21 protein-coding genes are annotated in these 22,133 nt (G+C 72.8%); 9 read left to right on the top strand and 12 right to left on the bottom strand.

Annotated elements, in window-relative coordinates; genetic code table 11:
• Window position 1 precedes the first annotated feature (1 nt).
• Both purU and FB388_RS11880 read right to left on the bottom strand, forming a co-directional pair.
• On the bottom strand, window positions 2-877 hold the full coding sequence (gene purU, locus FB388_RS11875; RefSeq protein WP_246121849.1) for a formyltetrahydrofolate deformylase: 876 nt from the start codon (window positions 875-877) through the stop codon (window positions 2-4).
• Window positions 874-1,764, bottom strand: coding sequence for a methylenetetrahydrofolate reductase (locus FB388_RS11880; protein ID WP_142100315.1), 891 nt, complete (start codon window positions 1,762-1,764; stop codon window positions 874-876). Before FB388_RS11880 ends, purU begins: the two co-directional genes overlap by 4 nt.
• A 259-nt stretch (window positions 1,765-2,023) precedes the next feature.
• Here FB388_RS11880 and FB388_RS11885 point away from each other — a divergent pair, with 259 nt between their 5' ends.
• Window positions 2,024-3,019: an ABC transporter substrate-binding protein gene (locus tag FB388_RS11885; RefSeq protein ID WP_142100317.1), complete on the top strand. Its 996-nt coding sequence runs from the start codon at window positions 2,024-2,026 to the stop codon at window positions 3,017-3,019.
• The gene (locus FB388_RS11890) at window positions 3,016-3,861 is read left to right on the top strand and encodes a siderophore-interacting protein (RefSeq protein ID WP_142100319.1); all 846 of its coding nucleotides are present in this window, start codon (window positions 3,016-3,018) and stop codon (window positions 3,859-3,861) included. Before FB388_RS11885 ends, FB388_RS11890 begins: the two co-directional genes overlap by 4 nt.
• 22 nt (window positions 3,862-3,883) lie before the next feature.
• On the opposite strand, the gene FB388_RS11895 is transcribed toward FB388_RS11890, so the two are convergent.
• The 4 genes from FB388_RS11895 to FB388_RS11910 are packed head-to-tail and all read right to left on the bottom strand — an operon-like array spanning window position 3,884 to window position 7,695.
• A complete protein-coding gene (locus FB388_RS11895) occupies window positions 3,884-4,930 on the bottom strand; it encodes an ABC transporter ATP-binding protein (RefSeq protein ID WP_142100321.1) in 1,047 nt (348 codons plus the stop codon).
• Window positions 4,927-5,742 (bottom strand): ABC transporter permease, encoded by an 816-nt coding sequence (locus FB388_RS11900; protein ID WP_170225580.1) that lies wholly within the window; start codon window positions 5,740-5,742, stop codon window positions 4,927-4,929. Before FB388_RS11900 ends, FB388_RS11895 begins: the two co-directional genes overlap by 4 nt.
• Entirely contained in the window at window positions 5,739-6,602 is an 864-nt protein-coding gene (locus FB388_RS11905; protein WP_142100325.1) for an ABC transporter permease, read from the bottom strand. The genes FB388_RS11900 and FB388_RS11905 overlap by 4 nt, the downstream gene beginning before the upstream one ends.
• Window positions 6,603-6,612: 10 nt before the next feature.
• On the bottom strand, window positions 6,613-7,695 hold the full coding sequence (locus FB388_RS11910) for an ABC transporter substrate-binding protein (protein WP_142100327.1): 1,083 nt from the start codon (window positions 7,693-7,695) through the stop codon (window positions 6,613-6,615).
• Window positions 7,696-7,758: 63 nt separating this feature from the next.
• Here FB388_RS11910 and FB388_RS11915 point away from each other — a divergent pair, with 63 nt between their 5' ends.
• Entirely contained in the window at window positions 7,759-9,201 is a 1,443-nt protein-coding gene (locus FB388_RS11915; protein ID WP_142100329.1) for a S10 family peptidase, read from the top strand.
• 19 nt (window positions 9,202-9,220) lie between these two features.
• On the opposite strand, the gene FB388_RS11920 is transcribed toward FB388_RS11915, so the two are convergent.
• Window positions 9,221-9,844 carry a LysE family translocator gene (locus FB388_RS11920; protein WP_211361864.1) on the bottom strand — a complete coding sequence of 208 codons (624 nt, stop codon included), beginning with the start codon at window positions 9,842-9,844 and terminating at the stop codon, window positions 9,221-9,223.
• 57 nt (window positions 9,845-9,901) lie between these two features.
• On the opposite strand from FB388_RS11920, the gene FB388_RS11925 reads away from it, so the two are divergent.
• The 3 genes from FB388_RS11925 to FB388_RS11935 are packed head-to-tail and all read left to right on the top strand — an operon-like array spanning window position 9,902 to window position 12,867.
• Entirely contained in the window at window positions 9,902-10,648 is a 747-nt protein-coding gene (locus tag FB388_RS11925) for an IclR family transcriptional regulator (protein ID WP_142100331.1), read from the top strand.
• 48 nt (window positions 10,649-10,696) lie between these two features.
• A complete protein-coding gene (locus tag FB388_RS11930) occupies window positions 10,697-11,641 on the top strand; it encodes a PDR/VanB family oxidoreductase (RefSeq protein ID WP_142100333.1) in 945 nt (314 codons plus the stop codon).
• 8 nt (window positions 11,642-11,649) lie between these two features.
• Complete coding sequence (locus tag FB388_RS11935) at window positions 11,650-12,867, top strand: cytochrome P450 (RefSeq protein WP_142100335.1); 1,218 nt, start codon at window positions 11,650-11,652, stop codon at window positions 12,865-12,867.
• On the opposite strand, the gene FB388_RS11940 is transcribed toward FB388_RS11935, so the two are convergent.
• A complete protein-coding gene (locus tag FB388_RS11940) occupies window positions 12,864-13,295 on the bottom strand; it encodes a MerR family transcriptional regulator (RefSeq protein WP_142100337.1) in 432 nt (143 codons plus the stop codon). The two genes, FB388_RS11935 and FB388_RS11940, sit on opposite strands and share 4 nt — an antisense overlap.
• A gap of 24 nt (window positions 13,296-13,319) precedes the next feature.
• Between FB388_RS11940 and FB388_RS11945 the strand changes: the two genes are divergently transcribed.
• Complete coding sequence (locus FB388_RS11945) at window positions 13,320-14,759, top strand: MFS transporter (RefSeq protein WP_142100339.1); 1,440 nt, start codon at window positions 13,320-13,322, stop codon at window positions 14,757-14,759.
• Here FB388_RS11945 and FB388_RS11950 read toward each other — a convergent pair.
• Window positions 14,756-15,274 carry an NUDIX domain-containing protein gene (locus tag FB388_RS11950; RefSeq protein ID WP_211361865.1) on the bottom strand — a complete coding sequence of 173 codons (519 nt, stop codon included), beginning with the start codon at window positions 15,272-15,274 and terminating at the stop codon, window positions 14,756-14,758. The two genes, FB388_RS11945 and FB388_RS11950, sit on opposite strands and share 4 nt — an antisense overlap.
• A gap of 31 nt (window positions 15,275-15,305) precedes the next feature.
• Window positions 15,306-15,674 (bottom strand): hypothetical protein, encoded by a 369-nt coding sequence (locus FB388_RS11955; RefSeq protein ID WP_142100341.1) that lies wholly within the window; start codon window positions 15,672-15,674, stop codon window positions 15,306-15,308.
• A gap of 92 nt (window positions 15,675-15,766) precedes the next feature.
• Between FB388_RS11955 and FB388_RS11960 the strand changes: the two genes are divergently transcribed.
• Complete coding sequence (locus FB388_RS11960; RefSeq protein WP_142100343.1) at window positions 15,767-18,181, top strand: HAD-IC family P-type ATPase; 2,415 nt, start codon at window positions 15,767-15,769, stop codon at window positions 18,179-18,181.
• Here the strand turns inward: FB388_RS11960 and pabB are convergent.
• Complete coding sequence (gene pabB / locus FB388_RS11965) at window positions 18,105-19,886, bottom strand: aminodeoxychorismate synthase component I (RefSeq protein WP_211361866.1); 1,782 nt, start codon at window positions 19,884-19,886, stop codon at window positions 18,105-18,107. The genes FB388_RS11960 and pabB overlap by 77 nt on opposite strands.
• Before the next feature lie 106 nt (window positions 19,887-19,992).
• Between pabB and FB388_RS11970 the strand changes: the two genes are divergently transcribed.
• Window positions 19,993-21,114 carry a zinc-dependent alcohol dehydrogenase gene (locus FB388_RS11970; protein WP_142100347.1) on the top strand — a complete coding sequence of 374 codons (1,122 nt, stop codon included), beginning with the start codon at window positions 19,993-19,995 and terminating at the stop codon, window positions 21,112-21,114.
• Here the strand turns inward: FB388_RS11970 and FB388_RS11975 are convergent.
• Window positions 21,103-22,101, bottom strand: coding sequence for an aldo/keto reductase (locus tag FB388_RS11975; protein WP_142100349.1), 999 nt, complete (start codon window positions 22,099-22,101; stop codon window positions 21,103-21,105). The genes FB388_RS11970 and FB388_RS11975 overlap by 12 nt on opposite strands.
• Window positions 22,102-22,133 lie beyond the last annotated feature (32 nt).

Below are 22,133 nucleotides of genomic sequence, written 5' to 3' on the forward strand. Positions count from 1 at the left end.
CTCACTGCAGGACGACGGTCTTCGTCCCGTTCAGCGCCACCCGGTTCTCCGTGTGCCAGCGGACCGCGCGGGCCAGTGCGCGGCACTCGACCTCGCGGCCGTGGGCGGCGAACTCGTCGGCACTCATGGTGTGGTCGACCCGCATGAGCTCCTGCTCGATGATCGGGCCCTCGTCGAGGTCGGGGGTGACGTAGTGCGCGGTGGCGCCGATGACCTTCACCCCGCGTGCGTGGGCCTGGTGGTAGGGGCGGGCGCCCTTGAAGCTGGGCAGCATCGAGTGGTGGATGTTGATCGCGCGGCCTTCGAGCTGCTTGCAGGTCTCGTCGGAGAGGATCTGCATGTAGCGGGCGAGCACGACGAGGTCGACGCGTTCGGTGCGGACGAGGTCGAGCAGCGCGGCCTCGGCGGCGGGCTTCGTGTCCGGGGTGACCGGGATGTGGCGGAAGGGCACGTCGTAGTTGTCGGCGAGGCGACCGAGGTCGGGGTGGTTGGACAACACGGCGACGACGTCGAGGTTGAGTTCGCCCACGGAGTTGCGGAACAGCAGGTCGTTGAGGCAGTGGGCGAACCTGCTCACCATGATGACCACGCGCTGGCGCTCGGAGGCGTCGACCACCCGCCAGGTCATGCCGAACCGGGCGGAGACGTCGCCGAAGGCCGTGCGCAGGGCGCCGACGTCGAGCTCGCCGCCGTCGGCGCGGGCGAACTGCACCCGCATGAAGAACGTGCCGCTGTCGGGGTCCTCGAACTGCTGGCTCTCCCGGATCGTGCACCCGTGCTCGACGAGGAACCCGGAGACGGCGTGCACGATGCCGAGGGTGTCGGGGCAGGACAGCGTCAGCACGCAGTGCTGCCCCGGCCGCCGGTCGGGGGTCACGCCTCCTCCAGGCGGGCGAGCCACTCCTGGCGCCATGTCTGCGTCTTCTCCAGCTCGTTGAAGGTGAAGACGTGGAAGCCTGCCAGGTTGGTGCCGGGGTCGCCGAAGCTGGGGGTGAGCCGGCGGACGAGCCGGTCGGGGCTGTAGCCACCGGGCAGGAAGAACCGCCAGAGCATGCTCTGCTGCTTCTTGAGGAAACGGGCGGACTGGCCGAGGCCGAGCCCCGCGGTGATGCGGACGAGCTTCTGGCGGCTCACCGCGCCCGGGATGCCGACCCGGACGGGCAGTGCGACGCCGCGGGCCTGGATGCTGCGGGCCCAGCTCACCGTGGTGTCGGCGTCGAAGCAGAGCTGGGTGATCACCTGGGTGGCGTGCGGCGCCTTCTGCTCGAGGGCCTTGTCGACCACGTCGTCGGGGATGTGCCCGTGCCCCTCGGGGTAGCCGCCGATGCCGACGGTGGTGAACGGGTGCCCGATCTCGTCGAGGCCCCGCAGGAGGCTCAGCGCGTCGGGGAACGTGCCCGCCGGCTCCGCCGCGTCGCCACCGATCACGAAGACGCTGCTGACGCCCGCCTCACGCAGCTGCGCGACGACGTCGGTGAGGTGGGCGCCGTCGCGGACGAGGCGGGCCGCGAGGTGCGGTGCCGCGGTGTACCCGTGGCGGGACAGGCGAACGGCCAGGTCGACCGTGGGGCCGAGACCCTTCGCCTCGGTCGTGGTGACGGTCAGGGCCACGTCCGGCGGGACGTGTTCGAACACGGCCGCCTCGGTCTTCTTGAACGGGAGGACCTCGTAGCTCGCGTTCCGCAGGGCCCGGACCAGCGCCTCCCGCTTGGAGAGGACGCTCGGTTCGGAGTGGGTGACGGGCTCGTTCGTCTCTGTCGACATCATTTCCCCCGGTACTGGTCGCGGGCGAACTGCACGTACGGGACCGGAGCGACGGGGTTGCCGACCCGTGCGATCGCGGCGGCGAGGGTCTCGGGGGGCACGTCATCGACGGTAGGAAAACGCCGCCCCGACCTTCATCGCGCGGATGACTGCATCGACGTGGCGGTCCGTCCGGCGGGAACCGGGACAGATGACGTTGTCGAGCCGACGTGATCTAAGGTAACCCTCACCTATCTTCGGGTGAGAGGTTCGGGGATCGATGAGTTTCCGCTGGTCGTCCTGGCTCGCGGCGGTCGCGCTCGTGCTCGTCACGGCGGCCTGCGGCGGCGCAGGAGAGCCCGACGCGCCCGCCCCGGCCGTCGAGACGCGCACCTTCGCGGGTGAGAACGGCGAGGCGACCATCCCCGTGCACCCGCAGCGCGTGGTCGCCACCGGCTACGCCGTCCCGGCCCTGATCGAGGCCGGCGCTCCGCTGGTCGGCATCTCGAGCTGGACGCGTGGCGTCCCGATGATGAGCCCGGAGGAGCTCGCCACCTACGAGCGGCTGGACAAGGTGGCCGGCGAGTCGGCGGCCGACACGAACTACGAGGCGATCGCGCTGGCCGACCCGGACCTCATCGTGATCGGGGTGCCCGTGCCGGTGCTCGCCGACGTCGACGTGGAGCGGCTCGCGACGCTCGCACCCGTCGTGGCGGTCGGCCCCACGGTCCCGTCGGCCTGGCGGGACATCTCCCGTCGCCACGCCGACGCCGCGGGCGCGTTGGCGGGCTTCGACGCCGTGCGCGCCGAGTACGAGGCGAAGGCCGCATCGCTGCGGGAGAAGTACGCCGCAGTGGTGCCCCCGCTGAAGTTCGGGCACGTCGGCGCGTACGGGCGGGTCACCGACGGCACCTTCCACCGCGAGTTCAACGGCTCGTGGGGCACGAACGTGGCGCAGGACGTCGGCGCGAACTACTACGGCGCGGTCGAGAACCCCGGCCCCGGGTCCAAGGCGGTGAGCGAGTACCCGTCCGTCGAGCAGATCGGGAGCAGCCTCGGCGAGGCGGATGCGATCACCTACAGCGTCGAACCCGACGGCTCGGTGCCGGCGGCGGTGCAGCAGGTGCTCGACTCGCAGCTCTGGAAGAACCTGCCCGCCGTGCAGGCCGGCAGGGCCTTCCCGATCCGCTACACGGAGGCCGCCACCTACTCCGCGGCGCTGAAGACCCTCGACTCGATCGACCAGGCCTTCGCGCCGCTGCTCGGGGCACGATGACGAGCGCTCCCCGCGCCGCGCAGCTCCCGGACCTGCTCGACGCGGCGAAGACGGGCCCCGGCGGCGTGAAGGTGCCCTACCCGATCGGGATCCGCGAGCTGGTGGTGCTGCGGACGGCGTGGCTCGGGCCCGCCATGCTCCGGCTCACGCTGGGCGGGCCGGGCATCGCGGGGTTCCAGAGCCACGTCCCGGAGGAGCACGTCCGGCTGGTCTTCCCCGACGAGCGGGGCGAGCTGCGGCTGCCGGAGCAGAACGGGGACGTGCTGCGCTGGCCGCGGCCGATGCCCGTCTCGCGGGAGTACACGGTGCGCCGGCACGATCCCACCGCGGGCGAGCTGGACGTCGACGTCGCCGTGCACCCCGGCGGCGTCGCGTCGGACTGGGCCGTTGCGGTCGAGCCGGGGGACCGGATCCACGTGGCGGGCCCGCCCGGCGGTTTCGTCGTGCCTAGCCACTACGACCGGTACCTCCTCGCCGGTGACCTCACCGCCCTGCCGCAGATCGCCCGCTACCTCGAGGGGCTGCCCCCGGCGGCCACCGGGTGGGCGTTCGTCGAGGTGCGCGATCGCTCGGAGGAGATCCCGCTGACCGCACCGAGCGGCGTCACCGTGCGCTGGGTCCATCGCGGGAGCGTGCCGGCAGGAACCGGCGACGACCTCGAACGGGCCGTCCGGTCGGTGGAGCTCCCCGCGGGGGAGCGGACCTTCGTGTGGGTCGCAGCCGAGGCGGGCGTGGTGAAGCCGCTGCGCCGATGGGTGCGCGACCGGGGCGTCCCGACGGGCGACTTCCGGATCGTGGGCTACTGGAAGCGCGGCGTCGCCGACTTCGACGACGAGGAGTAGCACCCGCTCCCGTGCGCGGACCTCAGAGCGCCCGCAGCGGGAGCAGGTCCTCTGCAGCGAACGAGGCCAGCACCCCGTCATCCGGCTGCCAGGACGTGCCTGCGCTGCGGGGCTGCTCGGCCACCACCGCGATGCCGGCGGGTTCGAGCGCCAGGTGGTAGCGGACGCTGTCGCCGAGGTAGACGCGGCCGGTGATCTTCGCCGGGTGCCGGCCGATGGACGGCTCACCCGCCGGGGCCAGGCGCACCGCCGACGGGCGGATCCCGACGTGGTCGGCCGGTCCGGCGCTGGGCACGGGCAGTTCGAGGCCGTCCGCGGTGCGGTAGCTGCCGTCGACGACCTCACCGGGGAAGATGTTCTCCACGCCCATGAAGTCGGCGACGAACACCGTGCGCGGGCGCTCGAACACCTCGGCCGGGCTGCCGACCTGCTCCACCCGCCCACCGTTGAGCACGGCGATCCGGTCGGAGATCGACAGGGCCTCCTCCTGGTCGTGGGTGACGAACAGGACGGCCTGGTCCAGCCGCTGCTGCAGGGCGCGCAGCTCCAGGCGGATCTCCTGGCGGAGCTTGGCGTCGAGGTTGGACAGCGGCTCGTCCATGAGCAGCACCCGCGGCCGGACGGCGACGGCACGCGCGACGGCCACACGCTGCTGCTGACCGCCGGATAGCTGGCCGGGGTAGCGGTCGGCGAGGCCGGCGATGTCCATCAGGGTGAGGGCTTCCTGCACCCGCTCGGTCACCTCGGTGGCGGGCAGCTTGCGGGCGCGGAGGCCGTAGGCGACGTTGTCGCGCACGCGCAGGTGGGGGAAGAGCGCGTAGTTCTGGAACACGACGGCCGTGTCGCGGCGGTAGGGCGGCACCGCCGTGACGTCCTTGCCGGCGAGCAGCACCCGGCCTGCGTCGGCGGGGAGGAAGCCCGCGACGACGTTCAGCGTCGTGGTCTTCCCGCACCCGCTGGGGCCGAGCAGGCTCACCAGCTCGCCCGCCTCGACGTCGACGTGGATGTCGTCGAGCACTGGTGTCGCGCCGAACGACTTGCTCACCCCGTCGACCGTGAGCGCACTCATCCTTTGACCCCACCCGAGAGAACCTGACCGAACCGGATGAACCTGTTGGAGACCGCCAGCAGCGTTCCCACCAGCAGGATCTGCACGGTGGACACCGCGGCCAGCGTCGGGTCCACGCGGAACTCGGCGTACTGGACCATCGCCACCGGCAGCGTGATCCGGCCGGGGGAGATGAGGAACAAGCTGATCTCCAGCTCGGCGAACGAGAAGATGAACGCGAAGATGAACGCCCCGACGAGCGACGGTCGCAGCAACGGCAGCGTCACCCGCCACAGCGTCTGCCACGGGCCCCGGCCCAGGTCGAGCGAGGCGCGCTCGACGTCCGTGCCGAGGCTCGCCAGGCCGGCGTGCACGAGCCGGAACGTCCACGGCAGCGTGATCATGGTGTGCGCGAGCAGGAGGGCTCCGAGCGTCGGCACGAGCCGGACCTGCAGCATCCACGACAGCTGGTACAGGTAGATGTAGACCGCCACGCCGCTGACGATCGCCGGGATGAGCAGCGGCAGCAGGAACCCGTTCTCCAGCAGGGCGCTCCGGCGAAGCCGGGCGCGGGAGAGCCCGATCGCGGCCAGCAGGCCGAGTGCCGTCGAGAGCACCGCGGTCGAGAGGGCCAGCACGAACGACAGCCGCAGCCCGCCGAAGAGCCCGCGTTCCCGGGTGAGCTCGCCGAACCAGCGCAGTGAGTAGCCCGACGGCGGGAACGTGAGGAACTCGCTGTCGAACACCGACATCCAGACGACGAGCGCCACAGGCAGCAGCATGAAGCCGAACACCAGCACACCGACGACGGCCAACCAGCGGGGCAAGGTCATCGGGCCACCCGCCATCCTTCGAACTGCCGGCGCAGCAACCGGCCGTACAGCAGCACGACGGCGAGGCTCACGACGAGCATCAGCGCGGCCATGCTCGCGCCGAACGGCCAGTTGTTGTCCGCCGAGATCGTGTCGTAGACGACGGGCGCGAGCATCGGCACCTGCGTGCCCCCCACGAGCCGCGGGGTGGCGTAGGCGTTGATGCACAGCACGAACACCAGCGACGTGCCCGCCGCGATCCCCGGCACGATCTGCGGCAGCACGATCTGGCGGAACACCCTCGCCGGCCGGGCCCCCAGGTCGAGCGCGGCCCGCTCCGTGTTGGGGTCGACCGACTCGAGGGACGCCTGCAGCGTGAGCACCATCAGCGGCAGCACGACCGACGTGATCGCGACGGTGACCGTGGTGGCGGTGCGCAGCAGCTCGACCGGCGCGTCGAGGAGCCCGACCGCGGTGAGCACGGTGTTGACGACGCCCGAGTAGCCGAGCAGCGCGACCCACCCGATGGAGCGCACCACGTTGCCGACGAGCAGCGGGAACACCGTGAGGATGATCAGCAGCGCCTTGGTGCGGGCGCTCGCCTTCGTGATCAGGTACGCCACCGGGAGCGCGAGTAGCAACGCGAGTGCGGTGGCCGCCACCGCGACGAGCAGGGTGCGGGTGAGCGCTCCGACGTGGTACGGGCTGGCGAAGAACCGTGCGAAGTTCTCCAGCGTGAACGCCGGCTCCGAGAACGACGTGCGCGAGGGCCGCTCGAAGCTGAACCGCAGGAAGTAGACCAGCGGGGCCACGAAGAAGACCACCGTGAGCACGGCGGCGGGCATGACCAGCAGCCAGCCGGTGCGGCGATCGAAGGTCACTGTTCGAACGTCACTGGTTGATGAGCTGCTCGACGTACTGCTGGCGCCAGCGTTCGTTGTTCTGCGCGAGGTAGGACAGGTCGACCTGGTGGATGTTCTGCTCCTCCTCCGGCGTGAACCCGATCTCGCTGGTCAGCTCTGGCGACGGGTTGACGTCGGTGACGGTCGGCCAGTACCCCATGTTCTGCCCGAACTGCAGCTGCGCCTCGGGGTCGAGCATCGCGTCGATGTAGGCGTATGCCCCGTCCGGGTTGGGGGCGTTGACCGGGACGCCGACGGTGAAGACGACCGGGAACGTGCCCTCACGCGGCACGACCGACGCCAGCGGCGCCCCGGCCTGCCGCCACTGGTAGGCGCGCGCCTTCCAGTTGTACGCCAGCCACACCTCGCCGGACATCAGCGCCTGGCCGAGCTGCTCCTGGGACTCGTAGACCCGCACGGTGCCCTTGCGCTCCAGCATCCGCTGCCAACCCGCGTCCCAGTCGTTGCCCGGGTCGCCGCCCGCTTCGAGCGCGGCGGCCATGAAGTACTCGGTGGCCCACTGGATCGACATGATCCCGATGCGGCCCGCGTAGGCCGGGTCCCAGAACACGTCGTAGCTGGTGGGTGCGGGGTTCACGTGCTCGGTGTTGTAGATGATCACGCCGGCGCTGTAGATGTGCGGTACCCACAGGTCGTTGCGGAAGTCCTCGCGGATGTTGGCGTAGTTGGACAGTCGCGCGGGGTCGATCCTGGCGAGCAGCGACGCGTTCGCCATCTCCTGTGCCTGCTGGTCGGAGAGTGCGGTGACGTCGATGGTGCCCGGCCCGCCGGTCTGGCCCTCCGTACGCATCTTCGTCATGCGCGCGACCTGGTCGGCGACGTCGTAGACGACGGTGGGTGCTCCGTCGGTCCTGGCCAGCACCGGCTCGACGAAGTCCTGCTGGAACTTCTGGTAGTCGCCGCCCCACGTGCCGACGACGGCCTCACCGGCACCTCCACCGCCCCCGGCCCCCGGGTTGGGTGGCGGCGCCCCGCCGCAGGCGGCGAGGCCGAGCGTGGCTCCCGCCGCGCCAGAGAGCTTGAGGAACTGCCGGCGGGGGAGCTGTGCCACAGTCGATCTCCTTCCGGGCGGTGGCGATCATCGTAGGCCGACCGGATCACTTAGTGTCAGCATGTGGCCGAAGAAGCTCCCCAGGACGAGAAGCCCGCACCGCCGACCGACGACCTGGTCACCACGTCGCACACGCTGGGTGAGCTCGCCTACACCGCAACGGCCGGCCGGATCGTCGTCAAGCACGAGAAGCACACCGACGGCACGTTCGACGGCCACGAGCCCCACGCCGAGGTGTTCGTCGTGGCCTACACCCTCGACGGGGCCGAGCCGGGCACCCGTCCGGTCACCATCGCTTTCAACGGCGGGCCCGGCTCGTCCAGCGTCTGGCTGCACATGGGGCTGTTCGGTCCGCGGCGGGTCGTCATGGGCGATGCCGGGGCGCTCACACCACCGCCGTGGGGGCTCACCGACAACGAGGAGTCCCTGCTCGCCCACTCCGACCTCCTGTTCATCGACCCGGTCAGCACCGGCTACTCGCGCGCCGTCGAGGGCGGCAGGCCGTCCGAGTTCCACGGCTTCACGGGCGACGTCCAGACGGTCGGCGAGGTGATCCGGCTGTGGATCACGCGCAACGAGCGCTGGCTGTTGCCGAAGTTCCTCGCAGGCGAGTCGTACGGCACGCTGCGCGCCGCGGCGCTCGCCGAGCACCTGCAGGACCGGTACGGCATGTACGTCAACGGCCTGATGCTGATCTCGAGCGTGCTCGACATGGGCACGATCCGGTTCACCGAGGGCAACGACCGGCCCTACCCGCTCTTCCTGCCGACGTACGCCGCGATCGCCCACCACCACGGCCTGCACCCGGACCGGACGCTCGCCGAGGTGCTCGCCGACGCCGCCGACTTCGCGGCGCGCGACTACCCGTGGGCCCTCGCCCAGGGCAACCGGCTTCCCGCCGCCGACCTCGACCGCGTCGCGGCCCGGCTCGCGGCGCTGTCCGGGCTCGACGAGGGCTACGTCCGCCGGGTGCGCCTGCGGATCGAGCACCAGCGGTTCTTCCGAGAGCTGCTGCGCGACTCGGGCCGCACGGTCGGGCGGATCGACGGCCGGTTCACCGGCTGGGAGGCCGACGACGGCGGCGAGGTGCCCGGCTACGACCCGTCGATCGCGGCGATCACCGGCCCGTACACGGCCGCGGTCAACTCCCACGTCCGCACGACGCTCGGCTACGCCAACGACCTGCCCTACGAGATCCTTACCGGCCGGGTGCAGCCGTGGTCGTACAAGGAGTTCGAGGGCAGGGCCGTCTCGGTGGTCGGCAAGCTGTCGGCGGCGATGCGCGCCAACCCGCACCTGCGCGTGCACGTGGCCTGCGGGTACCACGACGGCGCCACGCCCTACTTCGCGGCGGAGCAGGTGCTCGCGGCGCTCCCGATCCCCGACGAGCTGCGCGACCGGATCGAGGTCCGCTACTACGAGGCCGGGCACATGATGTACGTGCACGAGCCGAGCCGGCTGCAGCAGTCGGCCGACCTCGCGGCCTTCGTCACCGCCGCGCCGTGACCGGTCGGGCCGTGGGCGCTCAGCCGGCGGCGAGCCGGATGCCGAGGCCCACCAGCAGCGTGCCCATCACCGCGTCGATGGCTCGCCGGACCCGGTTCGTGGTGAGGAGCCTGCGCAGCGCGCTCACCAAGCCTGCGAGCACGGTGAACCAGGTCAGCGTCACGCCCGCGGCGACCACGGCGAGCATCAGGTGGTCGACGGCGGTCGCAGAGGTGGGCAGGAACTGGGGGAGCAGCGCGACGAAGAAGACCGCGACCTTCGGGTTGAGCAGGTTGGTCACCAGGCCCTGGCGGAACGCGGCGAGCGCGCGGGCCGCCCTGGTGCCCGGGATGTGCTTGGCGTCGTCGTAGTCGCCGCGGCGGGCGGCGAGCAGCGCGCGGACGCCGAGGAACACCAGGTAGGCCGCGCCGACCAGCTTGACGGCGGTGAACGCCACCGCGGACGCGGCGAGCAGGCCTGCGATGCCGAGCGCCGTGACCACCGCCCACGCGAACACGCCGACGGCGATCCCGAGGCCGCACGCCATCCCGGCGCGCCGGCCCGAGATCATCGCGTTGCGGGTGACGATCGCGAAGTCGGGTCCCGGCGACATCGCGGCGAGCAGGACGACGCCGCCGAGCGCGACGAACTGGGTGACGACCATTTCGATCACACTACCGAGGTCGTCGTTCCCGTTGACCTGCGGTGAGAGACTCTCCCGATGCCGCGGGTGCGGACCGGTGAGTCGGTGGTGGCGCGCGTGGTGCGCGTCCTGGAGGCGTTCACCCCGGACGACCCGGCGCTGTCGGTCACCGAGATCGCCAGGCGCTCCGGGCTGCACGTCGCGACCGCATCCCGGCTGGTCGCCGAACTGAGCGCGCACGGCCTGCTGGCCCGCCGCGACGGGGCGGTGCGCGTCGGCGTCCGGATGTGGGAGCTGGCGCAGCGGGCATCGCCCACGCTGTCGCTGCGCGAGGCCGCGATGCCGTTCCTCGAGGACCTGCACGCGGTGATCGGCCACCACGTGCAGCTGGGTGTCCTCGACGGCGACGAGGTGCTGTTCGTCGAGCGGATGTCCGCCCCGAACGCGGTGGTCAACTACACGCGGATCGCGGGCCGGCTGTCGCTGCACGCGTCCTCGTCGGGGCTCGTGCTGCTCGCGCACACCCGGCCGGAGCAGCAGGAGCGCGCGCTGGTTGCTCCCATGCAGCGGCTCACCCCGAACACCCCGACCGATCCGAGGCAGGTGCGCGAGCTGCTCGCGGGCATCCGCCGGCAGGGATACGCGCTGTGCCCTGGCTTCATCCACGTCGACGCCACGGGGGTGGCCGTGCCGGTCCGGGACGGTTCCGGCGCGGTGGTGGCGGCGATCGGCGCCGTGGTGCCGAACGACGGCAACGCGTACGTGCACGTCCCGGCCCTGCTGGCGGCGGCGCGGGGGATCGGGCGCGTGCTCGCCTCTCATTGATTGAGAACGGCGTGCCGCCGCGGGTGGGCGGTCCCGGATCCTGCCCCCATGGACGACGTCGTCTCGCTGCAGGTGGTGGCCAAGACCGCCGAGGCGGACGGCGTCGTGTCGCTGACGCTGGCGCGCCCGGACGGCCGCAGGCTCCCGGACTGGACCCCGGGTGCGCACGTCGATCTCGTGCTCCCCACCGGGATCACCCGGCAGTACTCGCTCTGCGGGGACCGGTGGGACGCCCACACCTACCGCGTCGCCGTGCTGCGCGAGCCGGACGGCCGGGGCGGCTCCGCGTTCGTGCACGAGGTGCTCGCACCCGGCGACGTCGTGGGGGTCGGGGGTCCCCGCAACAACTTCCCGCTGGTCCCGTCCGCGTCCTACCTGTTCGTGGCGGGCGGGATCGGCATCACGCCGCTCCTGCCGATGATCCACCAGGCAGACCTCCTGGGAGCCGACTGGCGGCTGCTCTACGGCGGCCGGAGCCGGCGGTCGATGGCGTTCCTCGACGAGCTGTCGGCACACGGGGACCGCGTGCAGGCCGTCCCGCAGGACGAGCACGGGTTGCTCGACCTCGCAGGCTTCCTCGGCGAGCCGCGACCGGGCGTCAGGGTGTACTGCTGCGGGCCGGCACCGCTGCTCGCCGCGATCGAGCGGGCCTGCGCCGGGTGGCCCCCGCACACGCTGCACCTGGAGCGGTTCGTCGCGCCGGAGCGAGGTGCCCCCGCCCGCCCCGGCCCGTTCACCGTGGAGCTGGCCCGCAGCGGCGTGGTCGTCGACGTGCGTCCGGGCGTCTCCGTGCTGGACGCGGTGCGGGCCGTCGGCGTCGACGTGCTGTCGTCCTGCCGCCAGGGGACCTGCGGCACCTGCGAGACGACGGTGCTCGCCGGCCGTCCCGACCACCGCGACTCGATCCTCGCCGACCACGAGCGCGCCGCCGGGGACTGCATGTTCCCGTGCGTGTCCCGTTCCTGCGACGACCGGCTCGTCCTCGATCTGTAGGAGGCCTCGTGACCACAGCGCCCGCCCCGGCCCCGTCCGGCGTGCCGAGCACCGACGCCGACCCGTTCTCCCACGACGTCCTCGAGGACCCGCTCCCGCTGCACGCCCGGCTGCGCGACGCCGGGCCGGTCGTGTACCTGACCAGGTACGACGTGTACGCGTTCGCACGCCACGAGCAGGTGCACGCCGCACTGACCGACTGGCAGGGCTTCGAGTCCGGCGCCGGGGTCGGCCTGTCGAACTTCCGCCACGAGAAGCCGTGGCGCCCGCCGAGCCTGCTGCTCGAGGCCGACCCGCCGCGCCACGACGCGCCGCGGCGGGTGCTCTCCGGGATCCTCGGCGCCCGTGCCCTGCGGAGGCTGCGCGAGCAGTGGGCCGGTGCGGCGGAGGAGCTGGTGGCACAGGTCCTCGCAGGCGGGACCACCGAGCTGGACGCCGTCCCGGCGCTCGCCCAGGCGTTCCCGCTGCGCGTGTTCCCGGACGCGGTCGGCCTGCCACCAGAAGGCCGGGAACACCTGCTGCCCTACGGCGACCACGCGTTCAACGCCTTCGGCCCGAGCAACGACCTCGTCGCGAAGGGTGCGCCGCGGGTCGCGGAGCTGTCGGCCTGGGTGAACGCCCGCTGTGCCCGCGGGGAGCTGGCCCCCGACGGGTTCGGCGCCCGGATCTGGGAGGCCGCCGACCGCGGCGAGATCACCTACGAGCAGGCGCCCCTCGTCGTCCGCTCACTCCTCACCGCGGGCGTCGACACCACGGTCCACGGCCTGGGCGCCGTGCTCTACGCGTTCGCCACGCACCCCGAGCAGTGGGCGCGGCTGCGCGCGGAGCCCCGGCTCGCACGGGTGGCGTTCGACGAGGCCGTGCGGTGGGAGTCGCCGGTGCAGACGTTCTTCCGGACGGCGACCACCGAGGTGGCCCTCCCGGGCGGCGTCGTCGTCCCGGCCGGCTGCAAGATCCTCATGTTCCTCGCGGCCGCGAACCGCGATCCCCGGCGCTGGGCCGACCCGGACGCGTTCGACCTGTCCCGCGACCCGTCGGGCCACGTCGGGTTCGGCATGGGCATCCACCAGTGCGTCGGCCAGCACGTCGCCCGCCTCGAGGCCGAGGCCCTGCTCACGGCGCTCGCCCGGCGGGTGGAGACGATCGAGCTCGCCGGGCCGACCCGGCGCCACCACAACAACACCCTGCGCGCCTGGGAGTCGCTGCCCGTGCGGCTGGCTCGTTAGGCGGTCGGCGCCCACAGCAGGTCGGCATCGCCAGCGGCGAGCCGGCCCCGGTACACGTCGAGCTTGTGGTCGATGAGCTCGAGGTTCTCGTTCAGCTCGGCGATCTTCGCGACGACCTCGGCCCGGTGGGCCTCCAGGAGCGCCAGCCGTTCCTGCTCGTTGCCGCGCCCGGCCGAGACGAGCTGGGCGTAGCGGCGGATGCCGCGGATGGGCATCCCGGTGGCGCGCAGCTTGGTGCAGACCTTGATCCAGTCGAGGTCCAGCTTCCGGTAGCGGCGCCTGCCGGCGGCGTTGCGGTCGACGGTGGTGACGACCAGACCGGCGCGCTCGTAGTAGCGCAGGGTGTGGACGCTGACGCCGGTGCGGTGGGCGGCCTCGGCGATGGTCAGGCCCTGCTCGGGGATCTCTGCCGCTTTGACTTCGAGCACGCTCTAAATCCTAGCGTCGATCCCATGACAGCTCCCACATCGCCGGCCGCCGCGGCCGACGGGCTCAGCCGGCGCCGCCGGTCCCTGGTGCTCGCGATCTGCTGCGCCAGCATCGTCGTGGTGGTGATGGACATCTCCATCGTCAACACCGCGCTGCCGGCGATCCGCGAGGACCTGCACGCGTCGGTTGCCGGCCTGCAATGGACGATCGACGCGTACACCCTCGTGCTCGCCTCGTTCCTCCTGCTGGCCGGCTCCACCGCCGACCGGTTCGGGCGCAGGCGGATCTTCCAGATCGGCCTCGCCGCCTTCGGGCTCGGCTCGCTGCTGTGCGGCATGGCGCCGAGCATCGGATGGCTGATCGCCGCCAGGGCGCTGCAGGCCGTCGGCGGCACGATGCTCAACCCGGTGGCGATGGCGATCGTCGCCACCACGTTCCCCGAGCCGGCCGAGCGCGCACGCGCGATCGGTGTGTTCGGCGCGATGTCCGGTCTCTCGCTCGCGCTGGGCCCGATCCTCGGCGGCGCGCTGGTGGACGGCCTCGGCTGGCGCTCGGTCTTCTGGGTCAACGTGCCGATCGTGGCAGCCGCGATCGTGTGCACGGGGCTCTTCGTGCCCGAGTCCCGGGCCGCCAGGGCCCGCCGGTTCGACCCGGTGGGCCAGCTCCTGGTGGTACTCGTTCTCGTCAGCGTCGTCTTCGCGATCATCGAGTCCCACGCCCTCGGCTGGACCTCGCCGGTGATCCTCGGCCTGCTCGGCGTCGCCGTGCTCGGCGGCCTGGCCATCCTCGCCTACGAACCGCGCCGCGCCGACCCGCTGCTGGACCTGCGCCTCTTCCGCAGCGTGCCGTTCAGCGCGGCGATCCTGACGGCGCTGTTCGCCCTGTGCGGGTTCGGAGCTTTCCTGTTCGTGACGCCCCTGTACCTGCAGGACGTGCGCGGCATGTCCGCGCTGGCGGCCGGGCTGTGCCTGCTCCCGGTGGGGGTGCTGATCCTCGTGCTCTCGCCGGTGACGGGCCGGGTGGTCGGCGCCCGCGGGCCGCGGGTGCCGCTCGTCGTCGCGGGTGCCGCGCTGGCACTGGGCGGCGCCGCGTCGCTGTGGCTCGGACCGGCCACCCCGCTGCCGGCGGTGCTCGCGACCTACCTGCTGTTCGGAGTCTTCCTGGCCGCCGTGAACCCGCCGATCACCAACTCGGCGGTGTCCGCGATGCCCCGCTCGATGGCCGGGGTGGCAGGCGCGACGGCGTCGGTCGGCCGGCAGACCGGTACGACGCTGGGCGTCGCGATCGCCGGCACGATCGTGGGGTCGGGCCTCGCCGGTGACGGCGCGGCGTTCACCAGCGCGGCGAGCGGCGTCTGGTGGCTGCTGGTGGGGCTGGGCGCGGGCGTCGTGGCCCTCGCGCTGCTCAGCACCGGACGGCAGGCGCTCGCGAGCGCACGGCGGGCACCGGCGTTGTTCGACTAGCCCGGCACGCCGTCCTCGAGGTAGACGGCGCCGTGGCCGCGGCGCGCCAGGCAGGCGCGTACCCGGGCCGCCCCTGCGGGTGCCAACACCGCGTCCAGGTCGTCCGGCGGGACGAACTCGAAGCGCTCCAGCTCGTCCGGCGGAAGCGTGATCTCGGCGATCTGCGCGGCCGGGAGCACTCCGCCGTCGAACAGGAACACGAGCCCGCCGTCCCACGGCGGGTTCGGCGGCACCCAGTCGAGGCAGAGCAGCTCGCCGAGGGGTGGGACGAACCCGATCTCCTCCCTCAGCTCGCGCCGGCACGCCGCGAGGGGTGACTCGTCCGGTTCCAGCGCGCCGCCGGGCAGCAGCCAGCCGTCCTTGTAGGTGGGGCGCACCACGAGCACCCGACCCCGCTCGTCCCGGATCACCGCCCCCGCCGCGGCCCGCACGCGCGTGAGACCGGCGATGTGGGCAAGATCGGCGTCGGCGGCGGCATCTGTCACGAGCTCGGGGCTCCACGTCTCCTCGGGCACGGAAGGAGACTATGGGTGGCGGCGCGGATGTTCAGCGCGCGGACCCGGCCCGTGCGTTCAGGACGGCCCGAACGCCCACCGCGAGGTAGCCGACCAGCAGCACGAACATGACCGTGCTGACCCAGACCGCCGACGGGCGCTGCGCCGTCCCGGCGATCGCCTCGCCGATCTTGATCGCGTTCATCGCCGACCCGAGCGCCCCGAGCAGGGCGACGGCCAGTGCCACGGCGAGAGCCGGGCGTCGCCACCTCGCCGAGCGGGCGACGGCCGCGCAGGCGAGCAGCGGGACCCCGACGAACGCGGGGATGAGCGCGGTGACGCTCACGGCCGACGTGAGGACGTAGGCGCCGACCCCGAGGATGACGAGTGCGACGCCGAGAGCCGCAGTGAACCGGACCATCGGGACATTCTACGGGATGTCGAACCACCGTCGATGGCGCAGGGCCGCGGCGCCGGTGATCGGGCCGGGTGGCCCGTCGATACGGTTCGAGGGTGACAGCAGGTCCGGACATCGCCGGCACGGATGTGGAGCGCGGTCTCACGGCCGTCGAGGTCGCCCAGCGGGTGGCGGAGGGTCGCACCAACGACGTACCGCTACGTGCCAGCCGGACGGTGGGGGAGATCGTCCGGGCCAACGTGTTCACCCGGATCAATGCGATCTTCGGGGTGCTCTTCCTGATCATCGTGTCCACCGGCTACCTGCTGGACGGGATGTTCGGGCTGCTGATCCTGGCCAACAGCCTCGTCGGCATGGTCCAGGAGCTGCGGGCGAAGAAGACCCTCGACGAGCTGTCGATCGTGGGGCAGGCCCGCCCGCGCGTGCGCCGGGACGGCCGTGCGCAGGAGCTCGCACCGAACGAGATCGTCGCCGACGACGTCATCGAGATGGGGCCCGGCGACCAGATCGTCGTCGACGGGCAGGTGGTGGCCGGTGAGGCCCTCGAGGTGGACGAGTCGCTCCTGACCGGCGAGTCGGACCCCGTGGTGAAGCAGCCGGGTGCGGTGGTGCTCTCCGGCAGCTTCGTGGTGGCCGGCACCGGGAGCTACCGGGCCACCAGGGTGGGGCGGGAGGCGTACGCCGCGAAGCTCGCCGAGGAGGCCAGCAAGTTCACGCTGGTCAACTCGGAGCTGCGCAACGGGATCAACCGGATCCTGAAGTTCATCACCTACCTGCTGGTGCCCGCCGGGGCGCTGTCGGTCTACAACCAGCTCTCCGGCGACCAGGCGCTGCCCGAGGCGTTGCGGGGCATGGTCGCCGCGCTTGTGCCGATGGTGCCCGAGGGCCTGATCCTCATGACCTCGATCGCGTTCGCCGTGGGCGTGGTGCGGCTCGGCAGGCGGATGTGCCTGGTCAACGAGCTGCCCGCGATCGAGGGCCTCGCCCGGGTCGACGTCGTGTGCGCGGACAAGACCGGCACGCTCACCGAGAACGCGCTGCGCCTCGCCGAAGTGCGGGTGCTGGGCAACGGGGACGGGATCGCGCCGGGCCGGGCGCTGGCCGCGCTCGCGGCCTCCGACCCGCGTCCCAACGCGAGCCTCGCCGCGATCGCCGACGCCCACCCGGACAGCCCGGGCTGGACGGTCGAGGCGGTCGCCCCGTTCTCGTCTGCGCGCAAGTGGAGCGGGGCGAGCTTCGCCGGGCAGGGGCACTGGGTGCTCGGTGCGCCGGACGTGCTGTTGCCCGCCGAGGGGCCGGGCAGCGCCGAGCGGGCCGAGGCCGAGACGATCGGCGCGCGCGGGCTGCGGGTGTTGCTGCTGGGGTGGGCCGAGCTCCCCGTCGACGGCCCGGGGGGTCCGGGCCGGGTCGAACCGGTCGCGCTCGTCGTGCTGGAGCAGAAGGTCCGCCCAGACGCGAAGGACACCCTCGACTACTTCGCCGAGCAGGACGTGACCGTGAAGGTCATCTCCGGCGACAACGCCCGATCGGTCGGCGCCGTCGCGGCCGCGCTCGACCTGCCCGGCGCGCATGCGCCGGTGGACGCGCGGAGCCTGCCGGAGGACGCCGCGGAGCTGGCCGGCGCGGTGCAGGGGGCGTCCGTGTTCGGCCGGGTGACGCCCGTGCAGAAGCGCGCGATGGTCGGCGCGCTGCACGCAGGCGGGCACACGGTCGCGATGACCGGCGACGGCGTCAACGACGTCCTCGCGCTGAAGGACGCCGACATCGGCGTCGCCATGGGCAGCGGCAGCCCCGCCACCCGCTCCGTGGCCCAGATCGTGCTGCTCGACAACAGGTTCGCCACGTTGCCGCACGTCGTCGCCGAGGGCAGGCGCGTCATCGGCAACATCGAGCGGGTCTCCACCCTGTTCCTCACCAAGACCGTCTACTCGGTGCTGCTCGCCTTCCTGGTGGGGATTCCCGGCCTCATCGGGCTCGACGCGCTGCCCTACCCGTTCCTGCCCCGGCACGTGACGATCACCGGCTGGTTCACGATCGGGCTCCCCGCGTTCGTGCTGGCGCTGGCGCCGAACGCCGAGCGCGCCCGCCCGGGGTTCGTCGGGCGGGTCATGCGGATCGCCGTGCCCGCGGGCGCGGTGATCGCGGCGTCGTGCTTCGTGTCCTACCTGCTCGCCAACCCTGGCAAGGGCGCCCCGCCCGCGGAGATGGTGCAGGCCAGCACCGCGGCGCTGGTCACGCTGATCAGCATGGCGCTGTGGGTGCTCGCCGCCGTCGCGCGGCCGTACGCGTGGTGGAAGGTCGCGCTGGTCGCGGTCATGGTGGTGGCCTCGGCGCTGATGTTCCTCACGCCGCTGACCCGAGGCCTGTTCCTGCTCGACCCGACACCCGCCCACACCGTCACGGCCCTGACCTGCGCCGCGGTCGGCGTCGTGGTCATACAGCTCGCGTGGTGGGCCGAGCGGCGGTTCGGCCGGACAGCGTCGCCTGCCGCCACCCCCGCAGCGAGTTGACGAGGGCGAGCTCATCGGCCCGGCGCAGGTCCGCCGGCCGGAGGACGCGCTCGCGCAGCACGCCGCGGGCGACGAGGCGGGCCCGCTCGATGCCGGGGAGGCAGCCGCTCTCGAGCGGCGGAGTCCACCAGTGCCCGTCCAGTCGGGCGGCGAGGTTGGCCGTGCAGGACTCGGTGACGTCGCCGCGCTCGTTCACCAGCAGCACGTCGTCGGCGGCCGGGTGCCGGGCCAGCCGGGACGAGTACGGCTCGCGCAGGCTGGTCTTGTGGTGCGGCCAGCACGCGGCGGAGTCGATCGGCTCGGGGTCGATCACGAGCCGGACGGGCTCGTCCGGAGGCCGGGGGAGCTCCTCGACGTCGACGCCGACCGTGCCGTCGCGGTAGCAGCGCAGCCGCACCCGGGCGTCACCCGCTCCGGCGAGCCGCGCGTCGAGGGTCGCCCGGACCGCGGCGTCGTCGAAGGGGAACCCGAAGTAGGCCGACGCCGCCGCCACCCGGGCCAGGTGGGCGTCGAGCGAGCGCAGCTGCCCGGACTCGTGCCGCATCGTCTCGACGAGGTGGAACTCGCGCGGGCGGGTGTCGAGCACGCGGGCCTTCGTGAGCAGCTCGGCGTACTCGGCGTCCGCCCGGGAGCCCCAGGTGATCCCGCCACCGGTGCCGTACGTGGCCACGCCGCGCTCGCGGTCGACCAGCACCGTGCGGATCGCCACGGAGAACCGCGCCCGGAACGGCGCCCCGGGCGGGGCGACCACGCCGACCGCACCGCAGTACACGCCGCGCGGCCCGTCCTCGACGTCGCGGATCAGCTCCATCGTGCGGGCTTTCGGGGCACCGGTGACCGACCCGCACGGGAACAGGGCGCGGAAGATCGCGGCCAACCCGGCGTCCGCGCGTAGCCGGGCGGTGACGTCCGAGGTCAGCTGGTGCACGGTGGCGAAGCGTTCGGCGTGCAGCAGGCGCGGCACCCGCACGCTGCCCGCGACGGCGACGCGGGCGAGGTCGTTGCGCACGAGATCGACGATCATGACGTTCTCGGCCCGCTCCTTGGGGCTCACCCGGAGCCGGGTGACGATCCGCTCGTCCTCGGCCAGCGTGCGGCCGCGGGCGGCGGTGCCCTTCATCGGGCGCATGAGGATCCGGTCGCCGGACAGCTCGAAGAACAGCTCGGGGCTCGCGCCTGCCACCACGAAGCGGCCGGTGTCGAGGTAGGCGTTGTACGCCCCTCGCTGGGCCAGCGCGAGGTCCCGGTACAGCTCCAGCGGGTCGCCGTCCAGGTGACGGGTCAGCCGCGTCGTGAGGTTGCACTGGTAGGTCTCACCCTCGGCGATCCGGGCGCGCACCTCCCGAACGGCCGTCCGGTGGCGGCGCTCGTCCCACTCGGCGGTCCAGCCCCCCGCCGTCCACCCGCCCGGCCCGGGCCGCACGACCGGTGCGTCCGCCGGGGCGGCGGTGATGCCGAACCAGGCGAGCGGCAGCCCGTCCACCGGATCCCGGGTGGTGAGGACGGCGTCGAGGCCGGACGCCGCCTCGTAGGCGACGAAGCCGAACGCCCACGCCCCCGCGGCCGTGCGGCGCTCCACCTCGTCGAGGACGCCTGCCACGTCGCCGGGCGCCCATGCCGCCAGCACCTGCTCGGCCTCGGGGAACCGCAGGGCGGAACCGGCCGCGAGGTCGTCGAACCGCGCCCAGGGCCGGGATGCGTCCACCAGCCGATCCTCCTCCCAGGCCCGTGGGGGCGGATCGGCCGTCCGTCGCGATCCGGCGTGGCGCGGACAGTGGGGCATCCACGACGGTCGTCATAGTGTGCGTTCTATGACAACCGTTATAGATCGGGAGCTCAGGTTCGAACGCGCCGGCCGCCTGCGCTGGTACGACCGGCAGGCGCCCCGGGTGCAGGAGCCGACCGATGCACTGGTGCGCCCGTTCCTCGCCGGCCGGTGCGACGGCGACACGCTGCCGATCCACCGCCCCGTCTCCCGAGCCCTGCAGGCCGGGCTGGCGCTCGGGCTGGTCGACCCCGTGGTCGGGCGGATCTGCGGCTCGGTCCCGTTCCGCGGCCCGTTCCCGATCGGGCACGAGTGCGTCGCGGAGGTCGTGGAACTCGGGGCCGAGGTCACGGGGCTGCGGATCGGGCAGCGCGTGATCGTCCCGTGGGCGGTGTCCTGCGGGAGCTGCCCGCGCTGCCTGCGCGGCTTGACCTCAGCCTGCGACCGCGCCGACGGCGCGCTCGCCGCGTTCGGGTTCGGCCCGTCCTGCGGGCCGTGGGGCGGCATGGTCGCCGACGCGGTGCGCGTCCCGCACGCCGCGCACATGCTCGTGCCGATCCCGCCCGGGGTTCCCGCGGAACGCGTCGCCGCGGCGAGCGACAACCTGGCGGACGCGTGGCGGGCCGTCGTCCCGGCGCTGTCCGACCGGCCCGATGGGAGCGTTCTGGTCATCGGGGGCGGTGCCCGCAGCATCGGGCTGTACGCGGCAGGCCTCGCCGTCGCAAACGGTGCGGGCGTCGTCGACTACGTCGACCGGAGCGCGACGCGCCGGAAGATCGCGGAGTCGCTCGGGGCACGGGTGCCAGCGCGTCCGGAGCCGCCGCACCGCGGTTACGACGTCGTGGTCGAGGCCGCCTCCACGGCCGCGGGGCTGCGCCTGGCCCTGCGCTCGGCGGCGCCCGGCGGCGTGTGCACGGCGGTGGGCTACTACTTCGCCAGCGGCACCCGGGTGCCGCTCATGCACATGTACGCCACCGACGTCACGCTGCACATGGGCGTCTCCCACGTCCGCGCGGTGCTGCCGGAACTGCTGGAGTTCGTGCGGCGCACGGGCTTCCCGGCGGAGCGGGTCACCACCGTCACGGCCGACTGGGACGACGCTTCCACCGCCTACGCCACCCGCACGACCAAGCTCGTCCTCCGTCGCGATCCGGTCTCAGCCGGCTAGCGCCTTCTCGACGGCATCCAGCTCGGCGGGGGAGAGGTCGACGTTGTCGAGGGTGTCGAGGTTGGCGTCGAGCTGGGCCACCGACGACGCCCCGACGATCGCCGAGGTCACGGCGTCGTGCCGCAGCACCCACGCCAGTGCCAGCTGGGCGATGCTCTGGCCGCGCTCGGCGGCGATCGGGGCGAGCCGCCGGACGGTCGCGATCCGCTCCTCCGTGATGGCCGACGTCGTGAGGTAGCGGCCGCCTGCCGCGCGGGAGTCGGTGGGGATGCCGTCGAGGTAGCGGTCGGTCAGCACGCCCTGCTCGAGCGGGGAGAAGACGACCGCTCCCACGGCCTCGGCGTCGAGCACGTCGAGCAGCGACGGCTCGCCGTCCTCGATGCGGCGGTCGAGCATCGAGTAGCGCGGCTGGTGCAGCACGAGCGGTGTGCCCAGGTCGCGCAGGATCGCGGCGGCCCGCGCGGTGTCCTCCGGCGAGTAGGAGGAGATGCCGGCGTAGAGCGCCTTGCCCGCGCGCACCGCAGAGGCCAGTGCCCCCATCGTCTCCTCGATGGGCGTGTGCGGGTCCCTGCGGTGGCTGTAGAAGACGTCGACGTAGTCGAGACCCATGCGGCGCAGCGACTGGTCGAGGCTCGCCGTGAGGTACTTGCGCGAGCCGCCGTCGCCGTACGGGCCGGGCCACATGTCGTAGCCGGCCTTCGTCGAGATGATCAGCTCGTCGCGGTACGGCGCCAGGTCGTGGCGCAGGATCTCGCCGAAGGTGCGTTCCGCGGCGCCGTAGGGCGGGCCGTAGTTGTTGGCGAGGTCGAAGTGGGTGACGCCCCGGTCGAACGCGCGGAAGAGGATCGCCTTCTGGACCTCGCGGGGCTTGTCCTCGCCGAAGTTGTGCCAGAGACCCAGAGAGATGCGGGGCAGGACCAGGCCGGACCGGCCGGCGCGCCGGTAGATGTCGTGCTCGTAGCGCTGCTCGGCGGCGATGTAGGGCATGACGATCAGTCTGCACCCTGGCGTGTGGACCC

This window comes from Pseudonocardia cypriaca (genome assembly GCF_006717045.1).
Classification (GTDB): domain Bacteria; phylum Actinomycetota; class Actinomycetes; order Mycobacteriales; family Pseudonocardiaceae; genus Pseudonocardia; species Pseudonocardia cypriaca.